The 18531-nt window shown below is 64.8% G+C and carries 18 protein-coding genes; 6 read left to right on the forward strand and 12 right to left on the reverse strand.

Going from position 1 to position 18531, the window contains the following annotated elements; genetic code table 11:
• Positions 1 to 31: 31 nt before the first annotated feature.
• The 10 genes from LSQ66_RS12705 to flhD form a co-directional block, all read right to left on the reverse strand.
• Positions 32 to 1735 (reverse strand): methyl-accepting chemotaxis protein, encoded by a 1704-nt coding sequence (locus LSQ66_RS12705; protein ID WP_231765569.1) that lies wholly within the window; start codon positions 1733 to 1735, stop codon positions 32 to 34.
• An 82-nt stretch (positions 1736 to 1817) separates the two neighbouring features.
• Complete coding sequence (locus LSQ66_RS12710) at positions 1818 to 2309, reverse strand: chemotaxis protein CheW (protein WP_231765570.1); 492 nt, start codon at positions 2307 to 2309, stop codon at positions 1818 to 1820.
• Positions 2310 to 2325: 16 nt separating this feature from the next.
• On the reverse strand, positions 2326 to 4548 hold the full coding sequence (gene cheA / locus LSQ66_RS12715) for a chemotaxis protein CheA (protein WP_231765571.1): 2223 nt from the start codon (positions 4546 to 4548) through the stop codon (positions 2326 to 2328).
• Positions 4549 to 4590: 42 nt separating this feature from the next.
• Entirely contained in the window at positions 4591 to 4956 is a 366-nt protein-coding gene (locus tag LSQ66_RS12720) for a response regulator (protein ID WP_231765572.1), read from the reverse strand.
• Between the two features lie 53 nt (positions 4957 to 5009).
• Complete coding sequence (locus LSQ66_RS12725) at positions 5010 to 5558, reverse strand: chemotaxis protein (protein WP_231765573.1); 549 nt, start codon at positions 5556 to 5558, stop codon at positions 5010 to 5012.
• A gap of 33 nt (positions 5559 to 5591) precedes the next feature.
• Positions 5592 to 6503: a flagellar motor protein MotB gene (gene motB, locus LSQ66_RS12730; protein WP_231765574.1), complete on the reverse strand. Its 912-nt coding sequence runs from the start codon at positions 6501 to 6503 to the stop codon at positions 5592 to 5594.
• Between the two features lie 12 nt (positions 6504 to 6515).
• Entirely contained in the window at positions 6516 to 7376 is an 861-nt protein-coding gene (gene motA, locus LSQ66_RS12735; RefSeq protein WP_231765575.1) for a flagellar motor stator protein MotA, read from the reverse strand.
• 94 nt (positions 7377 to 7470) lie between these two features.
• A complete protein-coding gene (locus LSQ66_RS12740) occupies positions 7471 to 8235 on the reverse strand; it encodes a class I SAM-dependent methyltransferase (protein WP_307730213.1) in 765 nt (254 codons plus the stop codon).
• Between the two features lie 45 nt (positions 8236 to 8280).
• Positions 8281 to 8826 (reverse strand): flagellar transcriptional regulator FlhC, encoded by a 546-nt coding sequence (gene flhC, locus LSQ66_RS12745; protein WP_231765576.1) that lies wholly within the window; start codon positions 8824 to 8826, stop codon positions 8281 to 8283.
• Between the two features lie 28 nt (positions 8827 to 8854).
• The gene (gene flhD / locus LSQ66_RS12750) at positions 8855 to 9172 is read right to left on the reverse strand and encodes a flagellar transcriptional regulator FlhD (RefSeq protein ID WP_231765577.1); all 318 of its coding nucleotides are present in this window, start codon (positions 9170 to 9172) and stop codon (positions 8855 to 8857) included.
• A 567-nt stretch (positions 9173 to 9739) separates the two neighbouring features.
• On the opposite strand from flhD, the gene kynU reads away from it, so the two are divergent.
• The 3 genes from kynU to LSQ66_RS12765 all read left to right on the forward strand — a co-directional run bounded on the left by kynU (position 9740) and on the right by LSQ66_RS12765 (position 12533).
• Positions 9740 to 10981: a kynureninase gene (kynU, locus tag LSQ66_RS12755; RefSeq protein WP_231765578.1), complete on the forward strand. Its 1242-nt coding sequence runs from the start codon at positions 9740 to 9742 to the stop codon at positions 10979 to 10981.
• A gap of 7 nt (positions 10982 to 10988) precedes the next feature.
• Entirely contained in the window at positions 10989 to 11831 is an 843-nt protein-coding gene (kynA, locus tag LSQ66_RS12760) for a tryptophan 2,3-dioxygenase (RefSeq protein WP_231765579.1), read from the forward strand.
• 108 nt (positions 11832 to 11939) lie between these two features.
• Positions 11940 to 12533 (forward strand): CHRD domain-containing protein, encoded by a 594-nt coding sequence (locus LSQ66_RS12765; protein WP_231765580.1) that lies wholly within the window; start codon positions 11940 to 11942, stop codon positions 12531 to 12533.
• A gap of 35 nt (positions 12534 to 12568) precedes the next feature.
• Here the strand turns inward: LSQ66_RS12765 and htpG are convergent, their stop codons facing one another.
• The gene (gene htpG / locus LSQ66_RS12770; protein ID WP_231765581.1) at positions 12569 to 14482 is read right to left on the reverse strand and encodes a molecular chaperone HtpG; all 1914 of its coding nucleotides are present in this window, start codon (positions 14480 to 14482) and stop codon (positions 12569 to 12571) included.
• A 65-nt stretch (positions 14483 to 14547) separates the two neighbouring features.
• Positions 14548 to 15996, reverse strand: coding sequence for an aminotransferase-like domain-containing protein (locus LSQ66_RS12775; RefSeq protein WP_231765582.1), 1449 nt, complete (start codon positions 15994 to 15996; stop codon positions 14548 to 14550).
• Between the two features lie 103 nt (positions 15997 to 16099).
• On the opposite strand from LSQ66_RS12775, the gene LSQ66_RS12780 reads away from it, so the two are divergent.
• The 3 genes from LSQ66_RS12780 to LSQ66_RS12790 are packed head-to-tail and all read left to right on the forward strand — an operon-like array spanning position 16100 to position 18502.
• Positions 16100 to 17065, forward strand: a complete 966-nt coding sequence (locus LSQ66_RS12780; RefSeq protein ID WP_231765583.1) for a threonine dehydratase — start codon at positions 16100 to 16102, stop codon at positions 17063 to 17065.
• A gap of 1 nt (position 17066) precedes the next feature.
• Complete coding sequence (locus tag LSQ66_RS12785) at positions 17067 to 17999, forward strand: DMT family transporter (RefSeq protein ID WP_231765584.1); 933 nt, start codon at positions 17067 to 17069, stop codon at positions 17997 to 17999.
• Positions 18000 to 18040: 41 nt separating this feature from the next.
• Positions 18041 to 18502, forward strand: a complete 462-nt coding sequence (locus LSQ66_RS12790) for a RidA family protein (protein WP_231765585.1) — start codon at positions 18041 to 18043, stop codon at positions 18500 to 18502.
• The last annotated feature ends 29 nt before the right edge of the window (positions 18503 to 18531 follow it).

Raw genomic sequence — 18531 nt, forward strand, 5'->3', positions numbered from 1 at the left:
TGCCAGGCGGGGGCTCAGCCCCGCGCCTCGATTAAAACTCTTCCCAGTCGTCGCCCGGTGCGGCCGCGGCTGCGGCCAGCTTCTTGGGCGCGGCCGGCTTGGCCGCCACGCGCGGCGCTGCCGGACGCGGCGCCGGGGCGGGCGCCGCCGCCGGAGCCGGACGCACCGGCGCGGCGCGCTTGAATTCGTCGCCCGCCAGCTTGAAGATGCTGACGGCCGCCGCCAGCTTCTGCGCCTGCTCCTGCATGCTTTCCGCCGCTGCCGCCGCCTCTTCCACCAGGGCCGCGTTCTGCTGCGTCATTTCGTCCATCTGCGTGATGGCCTGGTTCACTTCCTCGATGCCGTGGCTCTGCTCCTGCGTCGCCGCCGTGATCTCGCCCATGATGTCGGCCACCTGCTTGATCGAGGTCACGATCAGGCCCATGGTCTGGCCGGCCTCGTCGACCAGGCGCCCGCCGGTATCGACCTTGGTCACGGAATCGTCGATCAGGGCCTTGATCTCCTTGGCCGCGCTGGCCGAACGCTGGGCCAGGTTGCGCACTTCGGATGCCACCACCGCAAAGCCCCTGCCCTGCTCGCCCGCGCGGGCCGCTTCCACGGCCGCGTTCAGCGCCAGGATATTGGTCTGGAAGGCGATGCCGTCGATGACACCGATAATGTCCACGATCTTGCGCGAGGAGTCCTTGATCGAGCCCATGGTATCGACCACCTGCTCCACCACGCTGCCGCCCTTGACTGCGATCGAGGACGCCGACACGGCCAGCTGGTTGGCCTGGCGCGCGTTGTCCGCGTTCTGCTTCACGGTGGACGTCAGTTCTTCCATCGAGCTCGCCGTCTCCTCCAGCGAGCTGGCCTGCGATTCGGTGCGGGCCGACAGGTCGGCGTTGCCCGAGGCGATTTCCTGCGAGGCCACGGTGATGGTTTCGGTGCCGCTGCGCACTTCGCTCACCGTCTTCACCAGGCTGTCGTTCATGTCCTTCAGGGCCTGCAGCAGCTCGGAGGTTTCGTCCCTGCCTTCCACGGTGACCTGCGAGGTCAGCTCGCCGGCGGCCACGCGCTGCGCCACTTCCACCGCGCCATGCAGCGGCACCGTGATCGAGCGGGTGATGACGAAGGCGCAGCCCGCGCCCAGCGCCAGGCCGATCACCGACAGCACGACCGTCAGCGTCACCACGCGGCTGTCGGAAGCTGCCGATTCCTCCTTGGTGGCGAGCACCTCGGCCGCCTGCATGTCCACCAGCTTGTTCAGGGCCGCGAGGGTGCGCTGGTTCAGCGGGTCGATGCGGCTGGCGATGACCTTGGCCGCGCCTTCGCTGTTAAAGGCCAGCACCTGGCCGATGGCTTCCTTGAAGGCCGAATCGACTTCCGCGTCCAGCGCGGCGATGTCGCTCAGCACCTTCTTCTCGGTGTCGTTCAGGCCCGTCGCCTGCAGCTTGCCGCGCGCCGCCTCGTAGCGTGCGCGCTGCTGCTTCACCTTGGCCTCTTCCGCCTGCATCTGCGCCACGTCGGACTGCAGGCCGATATTGCGCATGGCGATGCCGGTTTCCAGCATGGCGCTCTTCATGGCCTGCACGTGCGAGGTCTGGGCCGTGACCAGGTCGATCCCCTTGGTCAGCGCGACCTTGCTGCGGTAATTCAGCACGTTGGCGGCCAGCACCACCACCACCAGGATCAGCAGAATGATGCCGAAGCCGATGCCGAGCCGTGTGCCAATCTTGAAGTCGCGGATACTCATGACTTGTCTCCCTCGATGAACCCTGTTGTAGTCTCTCTTGTGCCAGCCCGCCTTCTTGCGAGGCCTTGCGGCCGGCGCCGAATCACGCGGCCAGCTTCTCGATCAGGCCCATCTCCGGGCTGGACATCAGCTTGTTGATGTCCACCAGGATCAGCATGCGCTCGTCGATGGTGCCCAGGCCGATCATGTACTCGGTGCTGAAGGCCGTGCCCATCTCGGGCGCGGGCTTGACCTGGTCCGGCGTCAGGGTCGTCACGTCGGACACGCTGTCCACCACCATGCCCACCACGCGGCCGTTGATGTTGAGGATGATGACGACGGTGAACTGGTCGTACACCGGCTCGCCCAGCTTGAACTTGATGCGCATGTCCACCACCGGGATGATGATGCCGCGCAGGTTGATCACGCCCTTGATGAACTCGGGGGCGTTGGCGATGCGCGTCACAGCCTCGTAGCCGCGGATCTCCTGCACCTTCAGGATGTCGATGCCGTATTCTTCCGAACCGAGTTTGAAGGCCAGGAACTCGTGGCCTGCGATGTCCGCAGCGCCAGCACTCTGGATTGCGTCTGCCATGGTGGACTCCTTTTACTTAGAGCGTGTGAAAAATGGATTCGTCGGCCAGCTGGCGCGACGAACGGATCAGGGCGGCCACGTCCAGGATCAGCGATACGCCGCCGTCGCCCAGGATGGTGGCGCCGGAAATGCCGGCCACCTTGCGGTAGTTCGATTCCAGGTTCTTGACCACCACCTGCTGCTGGCCCACCAGTTCGTCCACGAAGAGGCAGGCCTTGCGCCCTTCCGTCTCCAGGATCACGAGGATGCCTTCGGACGGATCGGTGAAGCGCGGCGTGATCTCGAACATCTGGTACAGCGGGATCAGGGGCAGGTATTCGCCGCGCACCTTGACCACGCGGCCCTTGCCGCTGATTTCGCGCACATCCTCGGGCTGCGGCTGCAGCGATTCGATGACGAAGCCCAGCGGCAGGATGTAGACCTCCTCGCCCACCCGGATCGACATGCCGTCCAGGATGGCCAGGGTCAGCGGCAGCGAGATGGAGATGGTGGTGCCGAAGCCCTTGGCCGAGCGGATGTCCACCGAGCCGCCCAGGGCCGTGATATTGCGCTTGACCACGTCCATGCCCACGCCGCGGCCCGACACGTCGGTGACCTGTTCGGCGGTGGAGAAGCCGGGCGCGAAGATCAGCTGCCACACGTCGGCGTCGCTCATGTTATCGCTCACGGGCAGGCCGTTCTGCCGGGCCTTGGCCAGGATGCGCTCGCGGTTCAGGCCTCCGCCGTCGTCCGACACCTCGATGATGATGTTGCCGCCCTGGTGGGTGGCGGAGAGGAAGAGCTTGCCCGTTTCCGTCTTGCCCGCGGCGCGGCGCACTTCCGGCATTTCGATGCCGTGATCGATGCTGTTGCGCACCAGGTGGGTGAGCGGGTCGACGATGCGCTCGATCAGGCCCTTGTCCAGTTCCGTGGCGGCGCCGTTGGTGATGAAGTCCACCTTCTTGCCCAGCTTCGTGGCCAGGTCGCGCACCATGCGCGGGAAGCGCGAGAACACGAAGTCCATCGGCATCATGCGGATCGACATCACCGCTTCCTGCAGGTCGCGCGTGTTGCGGGTCAGTTGGGACACGCCGTTCAGCAGGCGCTCGTGCAGCATGGGGTCGAGCTGGCTTGCGCGCTGCTCGATCATGGCCTGGGTGATCACGAGTTCGCCCACCAGGTTGATGAGCTGGTCCACCTTCTCCACCGACACGCGGATGGAGGAGGATTCGGCGCCGTGGGCGGCGGCCGGCGCAGCCGCCTTGTCGCTTTCGCGGCGGGCAGGCTTCTTCTCCAGCTCCTCGGCGGGCTTGTCGGGCGCAGGTGCATCGGTGATGCCGGCTGCCGCGCGGATCTGCTCCACCGGCTGGAAGAAGCCGTAGCCGCGCTGGTCGTCCGCCGCCGCGCTGGCGTTGGAGCGGATCTCGTCCAGCGGCTGGAAGAAGCCGTAGCCCGGGTCGCCGTCCTTAGCCTGCGGGGCGGGCGCGCCCGCCGCGGGCTGGTCGAAGAAGCCGTAGCCCAGGGCGTTCTCCACCTTGCTGCGCTCCGCGTTCTCGCGCGCGGCCTGGGTGGGCGTGAGCGCGGGCAGTTCGGAGATCTTCATCTCCTCGGTGTTCAGCACGAAGGAGCAGATGGCGATGATGTCGTCCAGGCTCTCGTGGGTGGTGGCGACGATGGCGCTGCGTTCGGCGTCGATCGGCGTGATCGACACCTCGGCCATCAATCCCAGTTCGGCAGCCAGCGCATTGACCTCGCGCTGCGCCATCTTGGGCAGCTCCAGGCGGTAGCGCCTGCCGCCGCTGTGGTCCACCGCCTCCTCCTGCGCGGCGCCGTGGAAGGACGGCGCAACGGGGGCCAGTGCGGCCATCTGCACGTCCTGCGCCAGGTGCTGCAGCATCATGCGCACGTCGCCCACGGCGTCCTGGTCCACTTCGGAACCCAGGCGGTGGCCGTCCAGCTGCATCTTCAGGATATCCTTGGCCGCCAGGAAGGCGTCGACATGCTCGCCGGTGAGCGCCATCTCGCCCTTGCGGATGCGGTCCAGCAGGGTTTCCAGGATATGGGTGACCTCCGTCATGTCCGACAGGCCGAAGGTCGAGGCGCCACCCTTCACCGAATGCGCGGTGCGGAAGATCGCATTGAGATCCTCCTCGGTGGGCGATGCCACATCGACGGCCAGCAGCAGCCGCTCCATTTCAGCCAGCAGCTCCTCGGCTTCATCGAAGAAGACCTGGAAGAACTGGCTAATGTCGATGGTCATGGCGAGACTCCGTCAAGAACTAAACACATGGCGCACCTCTAATCAGCCGATGACCTTCTTCACCACTTCGATCAGGCGCTGCGGGTCGAAAGGCTTGACCAGCCAGCCGTTGGCGCCGGCGGCGCGGCCCTTGGACTTCATTTCGTCGGAGGATTCGGTGGTCAGCATCAGGATCGGCACCTTGGCATAGGCGGGCTGCTCGCGCAGCAGCTTGATGAGGGTCAGGCCGTCCATGCGTGGCATGTTCTGGTCGGTCAGCACCAGGTCCACCGTCTGCAGCTTCGCCTTTTCCAGGCCGTCCTGGCCGTCGACGGCTTCCACCACCTGGTAGCCCGCAGCCTTCAGGCTGAAGGCCACCATCTGGCGCAGGGAGCTCGAATCGTCAACTGCAAGAATTGTCTTAGCCATCTTCTTTTCTCACTTAAAGTTTGGGCAGGTGTTTATCGATAATCGGGGGCGGCTCAGAACAGCTCGATGTCGCCGCTTTCAAGATGCTTCTGGCTGACGGCCTTGCGCAGCACGCTGCGCAGCTCCAGGCTCTGGATGGCCAGCGCCATGCTCACGCGGCCCAGCAGGGCCACGATCTCGTCGTTGTCGCTTTCGGCCACCATCTCGGCGCCGTGCGCGCCCAGGGTGCCGAGGAATTCGCGCAGGCCGGTCACGCGCTTCAGGGTGCGGTCGATCAGCTGGCTCGTCATGTCCTGGAACTGCATGCTGGTGATGGCGGCGTTCACGTGGCCGCCGACCTGTTCGCCCAGGGCTGCCAGGGCGGCCTTCTGCTCCGGCGTGGGCTGGCCGCCATCGAGCAGCAGCTTGATGGTGGCCTGCTGCGCATTGACCGCTTCGTGGATCGCCACGAAATTGCGGGTCAGCTTGTCGATCGCCTCCTCCAGCAGCAGGTTGGTCTGCAGCAGGTCGGTTTCCACTTCGGTCAGGTGCCGCTTGCCATGGTCGGAAACGCCGGACAGGAGGCGCTTGACATGGGAGCCGAGGATTTTTTTTCTCGTCATAACAATCTCGTCTTGGGCGGTGGTGCTTGTTTCTTACTGCGTCGCCGGGGCCGCGTCGGCGCCTGCGCCCACTTCCAGCTTGCCGGCATCGCGCATCAGGCCTTCTTCGGTCTTCTTGTTCATCACGATGATGCTGATGCGCCGGTTGATCGGGTTGAACGGGTCCTTGCGGTCCAGGTGCGCGACCGAGGCCAGGCCCACCACGCGCAGGACCTTATTATCCGCCATGCCGCCCTGGACGAGCGCGCGGCGCGAAGCGGCGGCGCGGTCGGCCGACAGCTCCCAGTTCGAATAGCCCGTCTCGGTGAAGTAAGGCGTCGAATCCGTATGGCCCGACAGGCCGATCTTGTTGGGCACCTCGTTGAGCACGGGGCCGATGGCCTGCAGGATTTCGCGGGTATAAGGTTGCAAGTCAGCCTTGGCCAGGGCGAACATGGGGCGGTTCTGCTCGTCCACGATCTGGATGCGCAGGCCTTCGCTGGTGAAGTCCAGCAGCAGCTGGTCCTTGAACTTCTTCAGGTTGGGATTGGCGTCGATGGTGGCCGAGATGCGCGTCTTGAGCTGCTGCAGGCGCTCCTTCTCCTCGCGCTCAAGCTGGGCCTTGGCGGCCGTGAGGTTGTAGGTCTTCTTGACGGCGGGATCGTCGCTGGCCTTGACCTGGCCGTCGCTGCGCGTGAGGTCCTTGCCGCCGCCCTTGATGATGTGGGAGCTGTCGCCGGAACCGGCGCCGCCTTGCATGGCCACCTTCAGCGGGGTCTTGAAGTATTCTGAAATACCGTTGAGGTCACCCTTGGTGGTCGAGCCCAGCAGCCACATCAGCAGGAAGAAGGCCATCATGGCCGTCACGAAGTCGGCATAGGCGATCTTCCACGCGCCGCCATGGTGGCCGCCGCCGTGTTTCCTGACGCGCTTGACGATGATGGGCCGCAGGCCTTCTTCAGCCATGGTGGATCCTCATTACTTCGCTTTCGATTTCTTGATGTGGTCTTCCAGCTCGGCGAAGCTTGGGCGCTCGGTGGAGTACAGCACCTTGCGGCCGAACTCCACGGCCAGGGCCGGGGCGTAGCCGTTCAGGCTGGCCAGCAGCGTCACTTTGACGCACTGGAACATCTTGGTCGATTCTTCCAGCTTCTGTTCGAGCAGGCTGGCCAGGGGGCCCACGAAACCGTAGGCCAGCAGAATACCGAGGAAGGTGCCGACCAGGGCGTGCGCGATCATGATGCCCAGCTCGGAAGGCGGAATGCCCACCGATTCCATGGTGTGCACCACGCCCATCACCGCCGCCACGATACCGAAGGCGGGCATGCCATCGCCCAGCTTGGCGATCACATGGGAGGGCACGATGCCCTCGGCGTGGTGGGTCTCGATCTCGTTGTCCATCAGGTTCTCGATCTGGAAGGCGTCCATATTGCCGGAGACCATGAGGCGCAGGTAGTCGGTCATGAATTCCACGATGTGGTGGTTCTCCAGCACACCGGGGTACTTGCTGAACAGGGGGCTCTCGGCCGGGGCCTCGATGTCGCTTTCGATCGACATCAGGCCCTCCTTGCGCACCTTCGACAGCACGTCGAACAGCAAGGACATGAGCTCCATGTACAGGTCCTTGGTGAAGCGCGAGGGCTTGAACAGGGTTGGCAGGGCCGCCAGCGTGGCCTTGATGGCCTTGCCGTTGTTCCCGACGATGAAGGCGCCTGCGGCGGCGCCGCCGATCATCAGCAGCTCCAGCGGCTGGAGCAGCGCGGCCAGGTGTCCGCCCTGCAGCGCAAAACCGCCGAAGACGGAGGCCAGCACCACGACATAACCAATAATGACTAGCAAACCTGCAAACTCCCCAAAAAATCGCCCAAAATCGATAAATTCTTCAGGGAACTACAATAACGTGAGAACGCAGGTTCCGGCAAGCAAAAGCAGGCTAAAACGACCAGATATAGAGTGGCGGATGTCCCTCTGTGGTAACTATGGTCTTGTCCGCTTCATAAGCGGGGACGGGGAACTCGTAGCTGATGAGGAGGCTGCCCGGCTTCATCTCCGCGCGGGCCTTGCGCATTAGCGACTCCATGGCGGCCGGCGACAGGTAGGCGAAGACCAGGTCGAAGGCGCCGAAATCGAGCTGCTGGTAGTCGCCGCGCAGGAACTGCGCGCGGCTGCCTGCGAGCCGGGCGCGCAGCCAGGACAGGAGCCACGGCAGGGGCGCGATCTCGACGCCGATGCATGCACATTCGGGCCGCACCCGCGCCAGATACAGGGACAGGCCGCCCAGGCCGCTGCCGATTTCCACCACCCGCCCTGCCCTGCCCGGCGGCAGCTGGGCCGCCACGGCCTCCCACACGTCCTGGCCGGAGGGGTAGTACGGCACCTGGGTGCGGAAAGTGGACCAATAGACCAGCAGCAGGACGCCGAAGACCAGCAGGTAGACCCAGGACGGCAGTCCCAGCCCCAGCGCCAGCAGCAGCGCGGGTGCGAACAGCAGCAGGATGGGCCGCCACCAGGCGGCGAGCCGCAGGCGCCAGCCGATCAGCATGGCGGACAGGCCATGCAGCAGGGCGCCGTGCAGCAGGGTCGGGGTGGCGCCGGCCGCGTCCAGGGCGAAGGCGGCCAGGGCCGTGGGCGCCAGCGCCAGCAGCAGGGCCAGCAGCGCGCGCAGGGCCGGAATGCGCCAAAGCCGGGACCGCATCATCTGCGGCCCCGGCTTTGGCGGAGGGAGTTCGGGGAGATTGGCACCTCAGGCGGCCAGCGCCTCGGCATCCTTGGCCTTGCGGGTCTTCCCGGCGCGGGAAGGCATGTGGCACAGGCCGCAGTGGTAGCCGCCGTTCAGGTCCATGGCGTTGACCACGAACTTGCCCTGGCATTTGGCGCAGGGTTTCAGTTCCAGCATCTTGCTGCTGAAGAAGCGCACCAGGGTCCAGGCGCGGGTCAGGGACAGTACCGGCTCTTCGCCCGCTTCCGGCGGCATCTGTTCCAGGTAGAGCTGGTACGCCTTCATCACGGCCTGGATGCCGGTGGCGCCTGCGTGCTGCACCAGGAAATTGTGGATGTTGATGAACAGCGAGGAATGGATGTTCGGCTGCCAGGTCAGGAACCAGTCGGTGGAGAACGGCAGCATGCCCTTCGGCGGCGACACGCCCTTCAGCTCCTTGTAGAGCTTCAGCAGGCGCTCGCGCGACAGCGACACTTCCGATTCCAGCAGCTGCAGGCGCGCGCCCAGGTTGATCAGCTCGATGGCCAGCTGGATTTCCTGTGCTTCGGTGACGACGCTCTTCTTGCTCATGATCCGGGCTCCAGTGAAGTGGGCAGGCTTAAACGATCTCTTCGGCAGGCTGGCCGGCCATCAGGATGGCGGCGTGGGACTGGGCCAGGCCGCGGTCCTTATTGTAGTTGGTCAGCATCGAGAGGATCGCGCCGTCGTCGAAGCGGAAACGGGCCAGCATCATGTTGCCGCCTGCCAGTTTCAGGATCTGGGCGTTGCTCATGCCTTCGATCAGGTCGGCGATGTCGGCCGAAATGCCCAGACGGAAGATCGCGGTCACCTTGTCCGCGCGGATCATCTGCTGAGCCAGCATCAGGTAGCTCAGGTTTGCATCGCGGATCTCAGCCATCATATCGTTTGCGGTCATGTCCATCTCCCTGTTGAATTTGTATCTCGAACGCAATTGCGTTTCCGTTGAGATACATTCTGCTGGAGCAAGGATAGGCCGAGAAGAGGCAGCTTTCTGTATTTTCGGTCGGAGAATGCGGAGATAGCCCTGTCCGCCTTTGTCTGACAAAGGCAGGGCGACAGAGCTGCAAGCCAGTACTGGCGCGGCTTTCCGATTTTTGACGCCCTGGACAAAAATGCCGTCTCAAGGCAAGAAAAGAGATGGCGCAGTGCGACTTTTTTGCGACATCTATGCTGGTAACGGCTGAGTTTTGGAGAACTTTAGGGTCTGGACGAAAAAATTTTAAATTTTTTTCGCCCTACCCCAAGCCTCGAACAAAGGCCTTTTACCGGACATCTAAGAACGGTAACGGCAGCACTTTCGGGAACTTTAGGGTTTTTCGAAAAAATTTTTAAAATTTTTTGAAAAAGTTCCCAAACCCAGTATCCATGCGGGTTTGCGGCCGGCGGGACGGGCCCGCACCTTGCAGAATCGCTACTTTATGCGTGCTAAACTGCCGTTTTCTTTCAAGCTTCAAGCATTTTTATGGTCAACCGTAACGACTGCCTGAACCGCGACGCCGCCGACCCCCTGGCCCCGCTGCGCGACCAGTTCGACCTGCCCGCTGGGGTGATTTATCTCGATGGCAACTCCTTGGGCGCCCGCCCCAAGGCCGCCCTCACCCGCGCCACCGAAGTCATCGCGCGCGAATGGGGCAAGGACCTCATCACCAGCTGGAACACGGCAGGCTGGTTCCACATGCCCAAACGCCTGGGCGACCGGCTGGCCTCCCTCATCGGGGCCCGGGAAGGCGAAGTAGTGGTGACCGATACCACCTCCATCAACCTCTTCAAGGCCCTGGCTGCTGCCCTGAACATGCAGGCGGGTGCTGCTGAGCGCAAGGTCATCGTTACAGAACGTAGCAATTTCCCGACTGACATATACATGGCCCAGGGCCTGAGCAGCTGGCTGGACCGGGGCTATAGCCTCAAGCTGGTGGAGTCGCCGGAGGAAATCGCCGCCGCCGTGGGCGCCGATACGGCCGTGCTGATGCTGACCCATGTGAACTACCGCACCGGTTACCAGCACGACATGGCTGCCCTTTCCGCCCTCGCCCGCCAGCACGGCGCGCTGACGGTCTGGGACCTGGCCCATTCGGCGGGGGCGGTGCCGGTGGACCTGCATGCGGCCGGGGCGGACTTCGCCATCGGCTGCACCTACAAATACCTGAACGGCGGGCCCGGTGCGCCGGCCTTCATCTGGGTGCCGCAGCGCCACCAGGCCGCTTTCACCCAGCCCCTGTCCGGCTGGTGGGGCCATGCCCAGCCCTTCGCCATGGCGCCGCACTTCGCGCCCACGGAAGGCATCGGCCGCGCCCTGTGCGGCACCCAGCCCGTGGTCTCGCTGGCGATGGTCGAATGCGGGCTGGACGTCTTTGGGCAAACGACCATGGCCGCCATCCGCGAAAAGTCCCTGGCCCTGACCGACCTCTTCATCGAGCTGGTGGAATCGCGCTGCGCGGGCCATCCGCTGCAGCTGGTGACGCCGCGCGAGCATGGGCGGCGCGGCAGCCAGGCCAGCTTCGCCCACCCCCATGGCTATGCCGTGATGCAGGCCCTGATCGCGCGCGGCGTGATCGGCGACTACCGCGAACCCCACATCATGCGCTTCGGCTTCACGCCGCTGTACACCAGCTTCGCCGACGTATGGGACGCGGTGGAGATCCTGAAACAGATCCTGGACGACCAGGCCTACGATATCGCCGCCGAGCGCGGCGCAGTCACCTGAGCACACTATGAGCGACGACAAGAAACCGGCCGGCCAGTGGCATGGCGCACAGATGGACTTCTCCAGGTCCATGAGCTACGGCGACTACCTGGCGCTGGACAAGATACTGAACGCCCAGCACCCCCTGTCCCCCAACCACAACGAAATGCTCTTCATCGTGCAGCACCAGACGAGCGAGCTGTGGATGAAACTCATGCTGCACGAGATGCATGCGGTGCGCGACCACCTGCGCGCGGGCGACCTGCCGCCCGCCTTCAAGATGCTGGCGCGCGTGGCGCGCATCATGGACCAGCTGGTGCATGCCTGGGACGTGCTGGCCACGATGACGCCGCCGGAATACTCGGCCATCCGCCCCTATCTGGGCGCATCGTCCGGTTTCCAGTCCTACCAGTACCGCGAGATCGAGTTCATCCTCGGGAACAAGAACGCCAACCTGCTCAGCGTGCACAACACAACGCCCGACACCTATGTCATCCTGGAAAAGGCGCTGAACGAGCCCTCGGTGTACGACGAGGCGGTGCGCCTGCTGGCGCGCAACGGGCTGCCCGTGTCGGAAGCGCGGCTGAACGCGGACCCGACGCAGCCCACGGTGGCGGACGAGTCGGTGAAGGCGGCGTGGCTGGAGGTCTACCGCGATCCGGACCACCACTGGGCCCTCTACGAGCTGGCCGAAAAGCTGGTGGACCTGGAAACGGCCTTCCGCTTCTGGCGCTTCCGCCATGTGACGACGGTGGAGCGCATCATCGGCTTCAAGACCGGCACGGGCGGCACGGCGGGCGTGAGCTATCTGCGCAAGATGCTCGACGTCGTCCTCTTCCCCGAACTTTTCGCCCTCCGTACCGCTCTGTAACAAGAACGTTACGGTTCCAGTAGCGGCGGGGACGCTGCCTCCTCTGGAGGATGCGTGGCGCGCGTTTTGCATGGATTTCTCCATCCTGTCTGCGATGGAGGAGTCGCCATGAAATCCCTGTTCCTGAAGTGCCTTGCCGCCCTGGCCCTCGCCCTGGGCAGCGCCGCCGCCATGGCGGAGAGCTATACGACGAGCATGACCGGCCTGCAGGAGGTCACGCCCAACGATTCGCCCGCCGTCGGCGCCGGCATTGTCACATTCGATGTGACGAGCCATACCATTACCATCGGCGCGGTCTTCACGGGCCTGGAAGCGGGCGTGACGGCGGCGCATATCCATTGCTGCACGGCCGATGCAGGCGTGGGCGGCGCCCCTGTCGCGACCATGGTGCCAACCTTCGCCGGCTTCCCTGCGGGGGTGACGGAAGGCACCTACCTGATGAGCTTCGACACCTCGATGGCCTCGTTCTGGAATCCCGCCTTCATTACCGCCCATGGCGGCACCACCTCGGGTGCGGAAATGGCCCTGCTGGATGGCATGAATGCGGGAATGGCCTACCTCAATATCCACACGAGCGAATACCCCGGCGGCGAGATCCGCGGCTTCCTGATGCTGACTCCGGTGCCGGAGCCGGGAATGGGATGGATGCTGCTGATGGGTGTGCCCCTCGCCGTGGGACTGGCAAGGCGCAGGAGGGAATAGGAAGGGAGGGGACGCACGTCCCCTCCGGGTGAAGCTTACTTACCGCCCAGCAGCATCTCGTTCATGCGCTTGACGAAGGCGGCCGGGTCGCTCAGCGAACCGCCTTCGGCCAGCAGCGCCTGGTCGAAGAGGATATGCGACCAGTCGGAGAATTTGACGCTGTCCGGCCCTTCGTACTTCAAGCGCGTGACGAGCGGGTGATTCGGGTTGATCTCCAGGATCGGCTTGGACTCGGGCGCATTCTGTCCGGCGGCCTTCAGCATGCGCAGCAGGTTGCCGGAGAGCTCGTGCTCGTCCGCCACCAGGCAGGCCGGGGAATCGGTAAGGCGGAAGGTCACGCGCACGTCCTTGGCCTTGTCGGCCAGGGATTCCTTCATCTTGGCGACCAGATCCTTGTACTGGGTTTCGGTCTCCTCGTGTTCCTTCTTCTCGGCTTCGTCTTCCAGCTTGCCCAGGTCCAGGCCGCCCTTGGCCACGGATACCAGCTCCTTGCCTTCGAACTCGGTGAGGAAGGACAGCATCCACTCGTCCACGCGGTCGCTCAGCAGCAGCACTTCCACGCCCTTCTTGCGGAAGATTTCGAGGTGCGGGCTGTTCTTCGCGGCCGTGTAGTTGTCGGCCGTGACATAGTAAATCTTGTCCTGGCCTTCCTTCATGCGGCCCACGTAGTCTTCCAGCGACACGTTCTGGGCATCGCTCTCGTTGTGGGTGGAGGCGAAGCGCAGCAGCTTGGCCAGACGGTCCTTGTTGGCCATGTCCTCGCCGATGCCTTCCTTGAGCACCTGGCCGAATTCGGTCCAGAAGGTGGCGTACTTGTCCTTCTTTTCCTGCTCCTCGGCGTTCGCCAGTTCCTCCAGCATGCCGATCACGCGCTTGGTCGAACCTTCGCGGATCGCCTTCACGTCGCGCGATTCCTGCAGGATCTCGCGCGACACGTTCAGCGGCAGGTCGGCCGAATCGATCACGCCTTTCACGAAGCGCAGGTAGGTCGGCATCAGCTGCTCGGCATCGTCCATGATGAAGACGCGCTTCACATAGAGCTTGATGCCGCCGCGCTTGTTGCGGTCCCACAGGTCGAACGGCGCCTTGGCGGGGATGTAGAGCAGCTGGGTGTATTCGCTGCGGCCTTCCACGCGGTTGTGCGTGTACGTGAGGGGCGCCTGGAAGTCGTGCGATACGTGCTTGTAGAACTCTTCGTACTGCTCCGGCGTAATGTCGCTCTTGCTGCGCGCCCACAGGGCGCTGGCCTGGTTGATGGTCTCCAGTTCGTCCTTGAGCGCCATCTCCTTCTTCTCTTCATCCCACTCTTCCTTCTGCATCTGGATCGGCAGGGAGATGTGGTCGGAGTACTTGCGGATGATGGATTTCAGCTTCCAGCCGGAGAGCAGCTCGTCCTCGCCTTCGCGCAGGTGCAGGATGATGTCGGTGCCGCGCCCCGCCTTCTCGATCTGCTCCACGCTGTAATCGCCCTCGCCGGTCGATTCCCAGCGCACGGCCTCGTTGGCGCCCAGGCCCGCACGGCGGGTCTCGACGGTGATCTTGTCGGCCACGATGAAGCCGGAGTAGAAGCCCACGCCGAACTGGCCGATCAGGGCGGCGTCCTTCTGCTGGTCGCCGGAGAGCTTGCCGAAGAACTCGCGGGTGCCCGATTTGGCGATGGTGCCCAGGTGGGCGATGGCCTCGTCGCGGCTCATGCCGATGCCGTTGTCCGAGATGGTGATGGTGCGGGCGGCCTTGTCGAAGCTGACCTTGATCTTCAGTTCGTGGTCGTTGCCGTACAGGGCGTCGTTGTTGATCGCCTCGAAACGCAGCTTGTCGGCGGCGTCGGAGGCATTTGAAATCAGCTCGCGCAGGAAGATCTCCTTGTTGGAATACAGGGAGTGGATCATCAGTTGCAGCAGTTGCTTGACTTCTGCCTGGAAGCCCAGGGTTTCTTTGTGATCGGCCATTGTTTTCCTCAATAGTCTTGTGGGGTTGTACGGATTCGCGCCATCTGGGGGCGGCTTTCGCTATTTCAAGAGCTTTTTGACAGCATTTCGCGTTCCAGGAAGCGCCAGACGGCCGCATCCCCCATGGCCGCCACGTTCAGGCGCAGGTAAGTGGACGGCAGCTGGCTGGGCGAGAACAGGCTGCCGGGGGCCAGCAGCATGCCCTCGGCCATGGCGCGCTCGGCCATCACATTGGTGTCCCGGCCCGTGTCCGCCCAGACGAACATGCCCGCCGTGGGGGCGCTGCCGAAGCGCATGCCCACGCGTTCGAGCTGGCGCAGGGTGCGGGCGCGCAGACCGTCCAGCCGCACCCGCATGCGTTCCACATGCTTCCGGTACAGGCCTTCGGAAAGGATCTTGTAGACCACCCGCTCCCCGATATCGCTGGTGGTGAGGGTCTGCAGCATCTTGCGGTCGGCCAGGCGCTGGGCCAGCTCGGGGGCGGCGGCGATGAAGCCCACCCGCAGGTTGGCGGCCATGGTTTTCGAGAAGCCGCCCAGGTAGATGACCCGCTTGAGCTGGTCCAGGGCCGCCAGCCGGATCGCGGGCTGGACGGCGCTGCCGGGATGCAGGTCGCAATAGATATCGTCCTCCACCACCATGAAGCCGTTTTCCTCCGCAATGCGCAGCACCTGGAAGGCCTTGGCCGCCGAGAGCGAGGTCGAGGTGGGGTTGTGCAGGATGGAGTTGATGACGTAGAGGCGCGGCTTGTGCACGGCCGCCAGCTCCGCCAGGCGCTCGATGTCCGGCCCGTCCGGCAGGCGCGGGATCCCCACCACCTTGGCGCCCAGCGCGGAGAAGGAGCCGAACATCAGGAACCATGCCGGGTCGTCCACGAAGACCGTGTCGCCGGGCCGCAGGAACTCCCTCGCCACCATGTCCAGCGCCTGGGTCACGCCCGCCGTGGTGACGAACTGCTCGGGCGCGGCGCCGATCTCCAGCTCGGCCAGCTTGTGCTGGAGCTGCTGGCGCAGCGGCAGGAAGCCCTGGGGCAGGCCGTAATTGAGCATGCCTGCGGGACTCTGGCGGCTGATGCTGCGCAGGGCATTCGCGACGGAGGGGCCATCCAGCCAGTCCGTGGGCAGCACGCCGGCGCCCGGAGTCTGCTGGTGGGGCAGCTGGCGAAACATGTTCCGCACCAGCCAGACCACGTCCAGCGCCTGCTGCGGACTGCTCTCGGGCGCCGCATCCTGGGGCCGCTGGCTGTGCAGGGGAATCCGCTCGCGGACGAAGAAACCCGCGCCGCGCCGCGACTCCAGGTAGCCGCGCGCCACCAGCTTGTCGTAGGCGGCCACCACGGTGAAGGGCGATACAGCGTGCGAGGCGGCGAAGCGCCGGATGGAGGGCATGCGGCTGCCGCTGCGCAGCACCCGTTCATCGATGCGGGCTGCCACGGTGCGCACGATCTGATCGATCAGCGATTCGCCCGCATCGCGCGAGAGCAGCGCCAGCGGCGCCGAGAGTGTACTGGTCATTTTACCGTCACAGTGTGTGAAATTATGCAGGGAAGTGTATTGGCTCTGTACTGGTCAATTATTCTACGATACACCCATCGCCTTCACTTTTCCACTACCTGCCATGTTCCTGCCCGACGCCGCCGCCCTCGCCTCCGCCGCCGATATCGTGTACCAGTTCGTCCCGCCGACGCCACAGTACTCCTGGCCGCAGATTAACGCGGCGCTGGGCACGGAGGCCTGGGTGAAGCACGAGAACCACACGCCGCTCGGGTCCTTCAAGGCGCGCGGCGGCGTGGTTTACGTGCGCCGCCTGCTCCAGCGCGAACCGGAGCTGAAAGGGCTGATTGCGGCGACCCGTGGCAACCATGGCCAGTCCGTGGCCTTCGCCGCCCGCGAACACGGGCTGAAAGCCACCATCGTAGTCCCGCACGGGAACAGCGCGGAGAAGAACGCCGCCATGCGCTCCCTCGGCGCACAGCTCATCGAGCACGGCGAGGATTTCCAGGCCAGCCGCGAATACGCGCAGGTGCTGGCGGTACGGGACGGCCTGCACATCGTGCCCTCCTACCATGAGGACATCGTGGCCGGTGTAGGCAGCAGCTGGATGGAGCTGTTCCGCGCCCAGCCGGATTTGGATACCGTCTTCGTGCCGATCGGCCAGGGCTCGGGCTTCTGCGGCGCCATTGCCGCCCGCCAGGCGCTCGGCCTGCGCACCCGCGTGATCGGCGTGGTGTCGGCGCTGGCCCCGGCCTACCAGCTCTCCTTCCAGGCGCGGCGCAGCGTGGAGGCACCGGTAAGCACCATGATCGCCGACGGCATGGCCTGCCGCGTGGCCGATTCGGGCTCCCTGGCATGCGTGCTGGAATTTGCCGACGACGTGGTCACGGTCAGCGACGAAAGCGTGGCTGCCGCCATGCGCCTGTACTTCAGCGCCACCCACAACGTCGCCGAGGGCGCGGGTGCGGCTGCCCTCGCCGCTGCCCTTCAATTGAAGGACGATTCCCGCGTTCGCGGCTGCCGCATCGGCCTGCCCCTCACCGGCGGCAATGTGGATGCTTCACTGTTCCGTACCGTCCTGGAAAGCTGATATGCAGAAGTCCCTTTCCCTTGCCCTGTCCTCCCGCCGCGGCCTCCTGTCCCACCTGTCGGCGGAATCGGCCGGAATGCTGCTGGGCCTGATCGGCGTCGCCATCTTCAGCCTGACCCTGCCCTTCACGCGCATGGCCGTCGCCGAGCTCGATCCCGTGTTTTCGTCCATGGCGCGCGCCGTCATCGCCGCGGCGCTCTCCGGCGGCTGGCTGCTGTGGAGCCGTGCGCCCCTGCCTTCGCGCGCCATGTTCGTGCCCCTCTTCTGGGTGGCGGCAGGCTGCGTGATCGGCTTTCCCCTGCTGACATCGATGGCCATGCAGCATGTGCCCGCCTCCCACGGCGCGGTGCTGATCGGCATCCTGCCGCTGATGACGGCCCTGTTCTCGGCCCTGCGCAACAAGGAAAAGCCTTCGCGCGGCTTCTGGGCCTTCGCGCTGCTGGGTTCGGCCATTGTGGTGGGCTTTGCCCTGCGCGAGAACAGCGGGGTGCTGCATCCGGCGGACCTTGCCATCCTGGCGGCAGGCATCATGGCTTCCTTCGGTTATGCCGAGGGGGCCCGGGCTTCCCACACCCTGGGCGGCACCCAGACCATCTGCTGGGCCCTGCTGCTGGCCTTGCCCGTCACGGTGCCGCTCACCCTCGTCCAGGGCCTTGCCCATGCGGACGGGATTGCCGAAGCCGGCGCCCGCGCCTGGACCGGCCTGGCCTATACCAGCGTGTTCTCCATGTTCCTCGGCTTCTTCTTCTGGTATCGCGGCATGGTGCTGGGCGGCGTGGCGCGCGTGGGCCAGGTGCAGCTGGTGCAGCCCTTCCTCACCCTGCTGGGCGCGGCCCTGGTGCTGGGCGAGCCGCTGCAGGGCCAGCACCTGCTGTTTGCCCTCGCCGTGATCGCAACAGTCGGCTTCGGCCGCCGCATGGCCATACGGCGCTGATACAATAACGGTCTTCGCCGTCTTATTTTTGGAATACGAATATGTCCGTCTACGAAAAACTGAAGTCGCTCGATATCACCCTCGCTCCGCCAGCCGCCCCGGTTGCCGCCTACGTCATGTACGTACAGACGGGCAACCTGGTCTTTATTTCGGGCCATATCGCCAAGAAGCCGGACGGCACCCCCTGGGTGGGCCAGCTGGGCAAGAACATCGACACCGCCGAAGGCCAGAAGGCCGCGCGCGCCATCGCCATCGACCTCATGGGCACCCTGCAGGAAGCCGTGGGCGGCGACCTGAACCGCGTCAAGCGCATCGTCAAGGTGATGTCCCTGGTGAACTCGACCCCGGACTACACCGAGCAGCACCTGGTGACCAACGGCTGCTCCGAGCTGCTGGGCGAGGTGTTCGGCGACGCCGGCAAGCATGCACGCTCCGCCTTTGGCGTGGCGCAGATTCCGCGCGGCGCCTGCGTGGAAATCGAACTGATCGCTGAAGTAGCATAATAGAGTCACGGGCGGGGCCTACCCGGCGC

Source organism: Massilia endophytica, from assembly GCF_021165955.1.
Classification (GTDB): Bacteria; Pseudomonadota; Gammaproteobacteria; order Burkholderiales; family Burkholderiaceae_D; genus Rugamonas; species Rugamonas endophytica.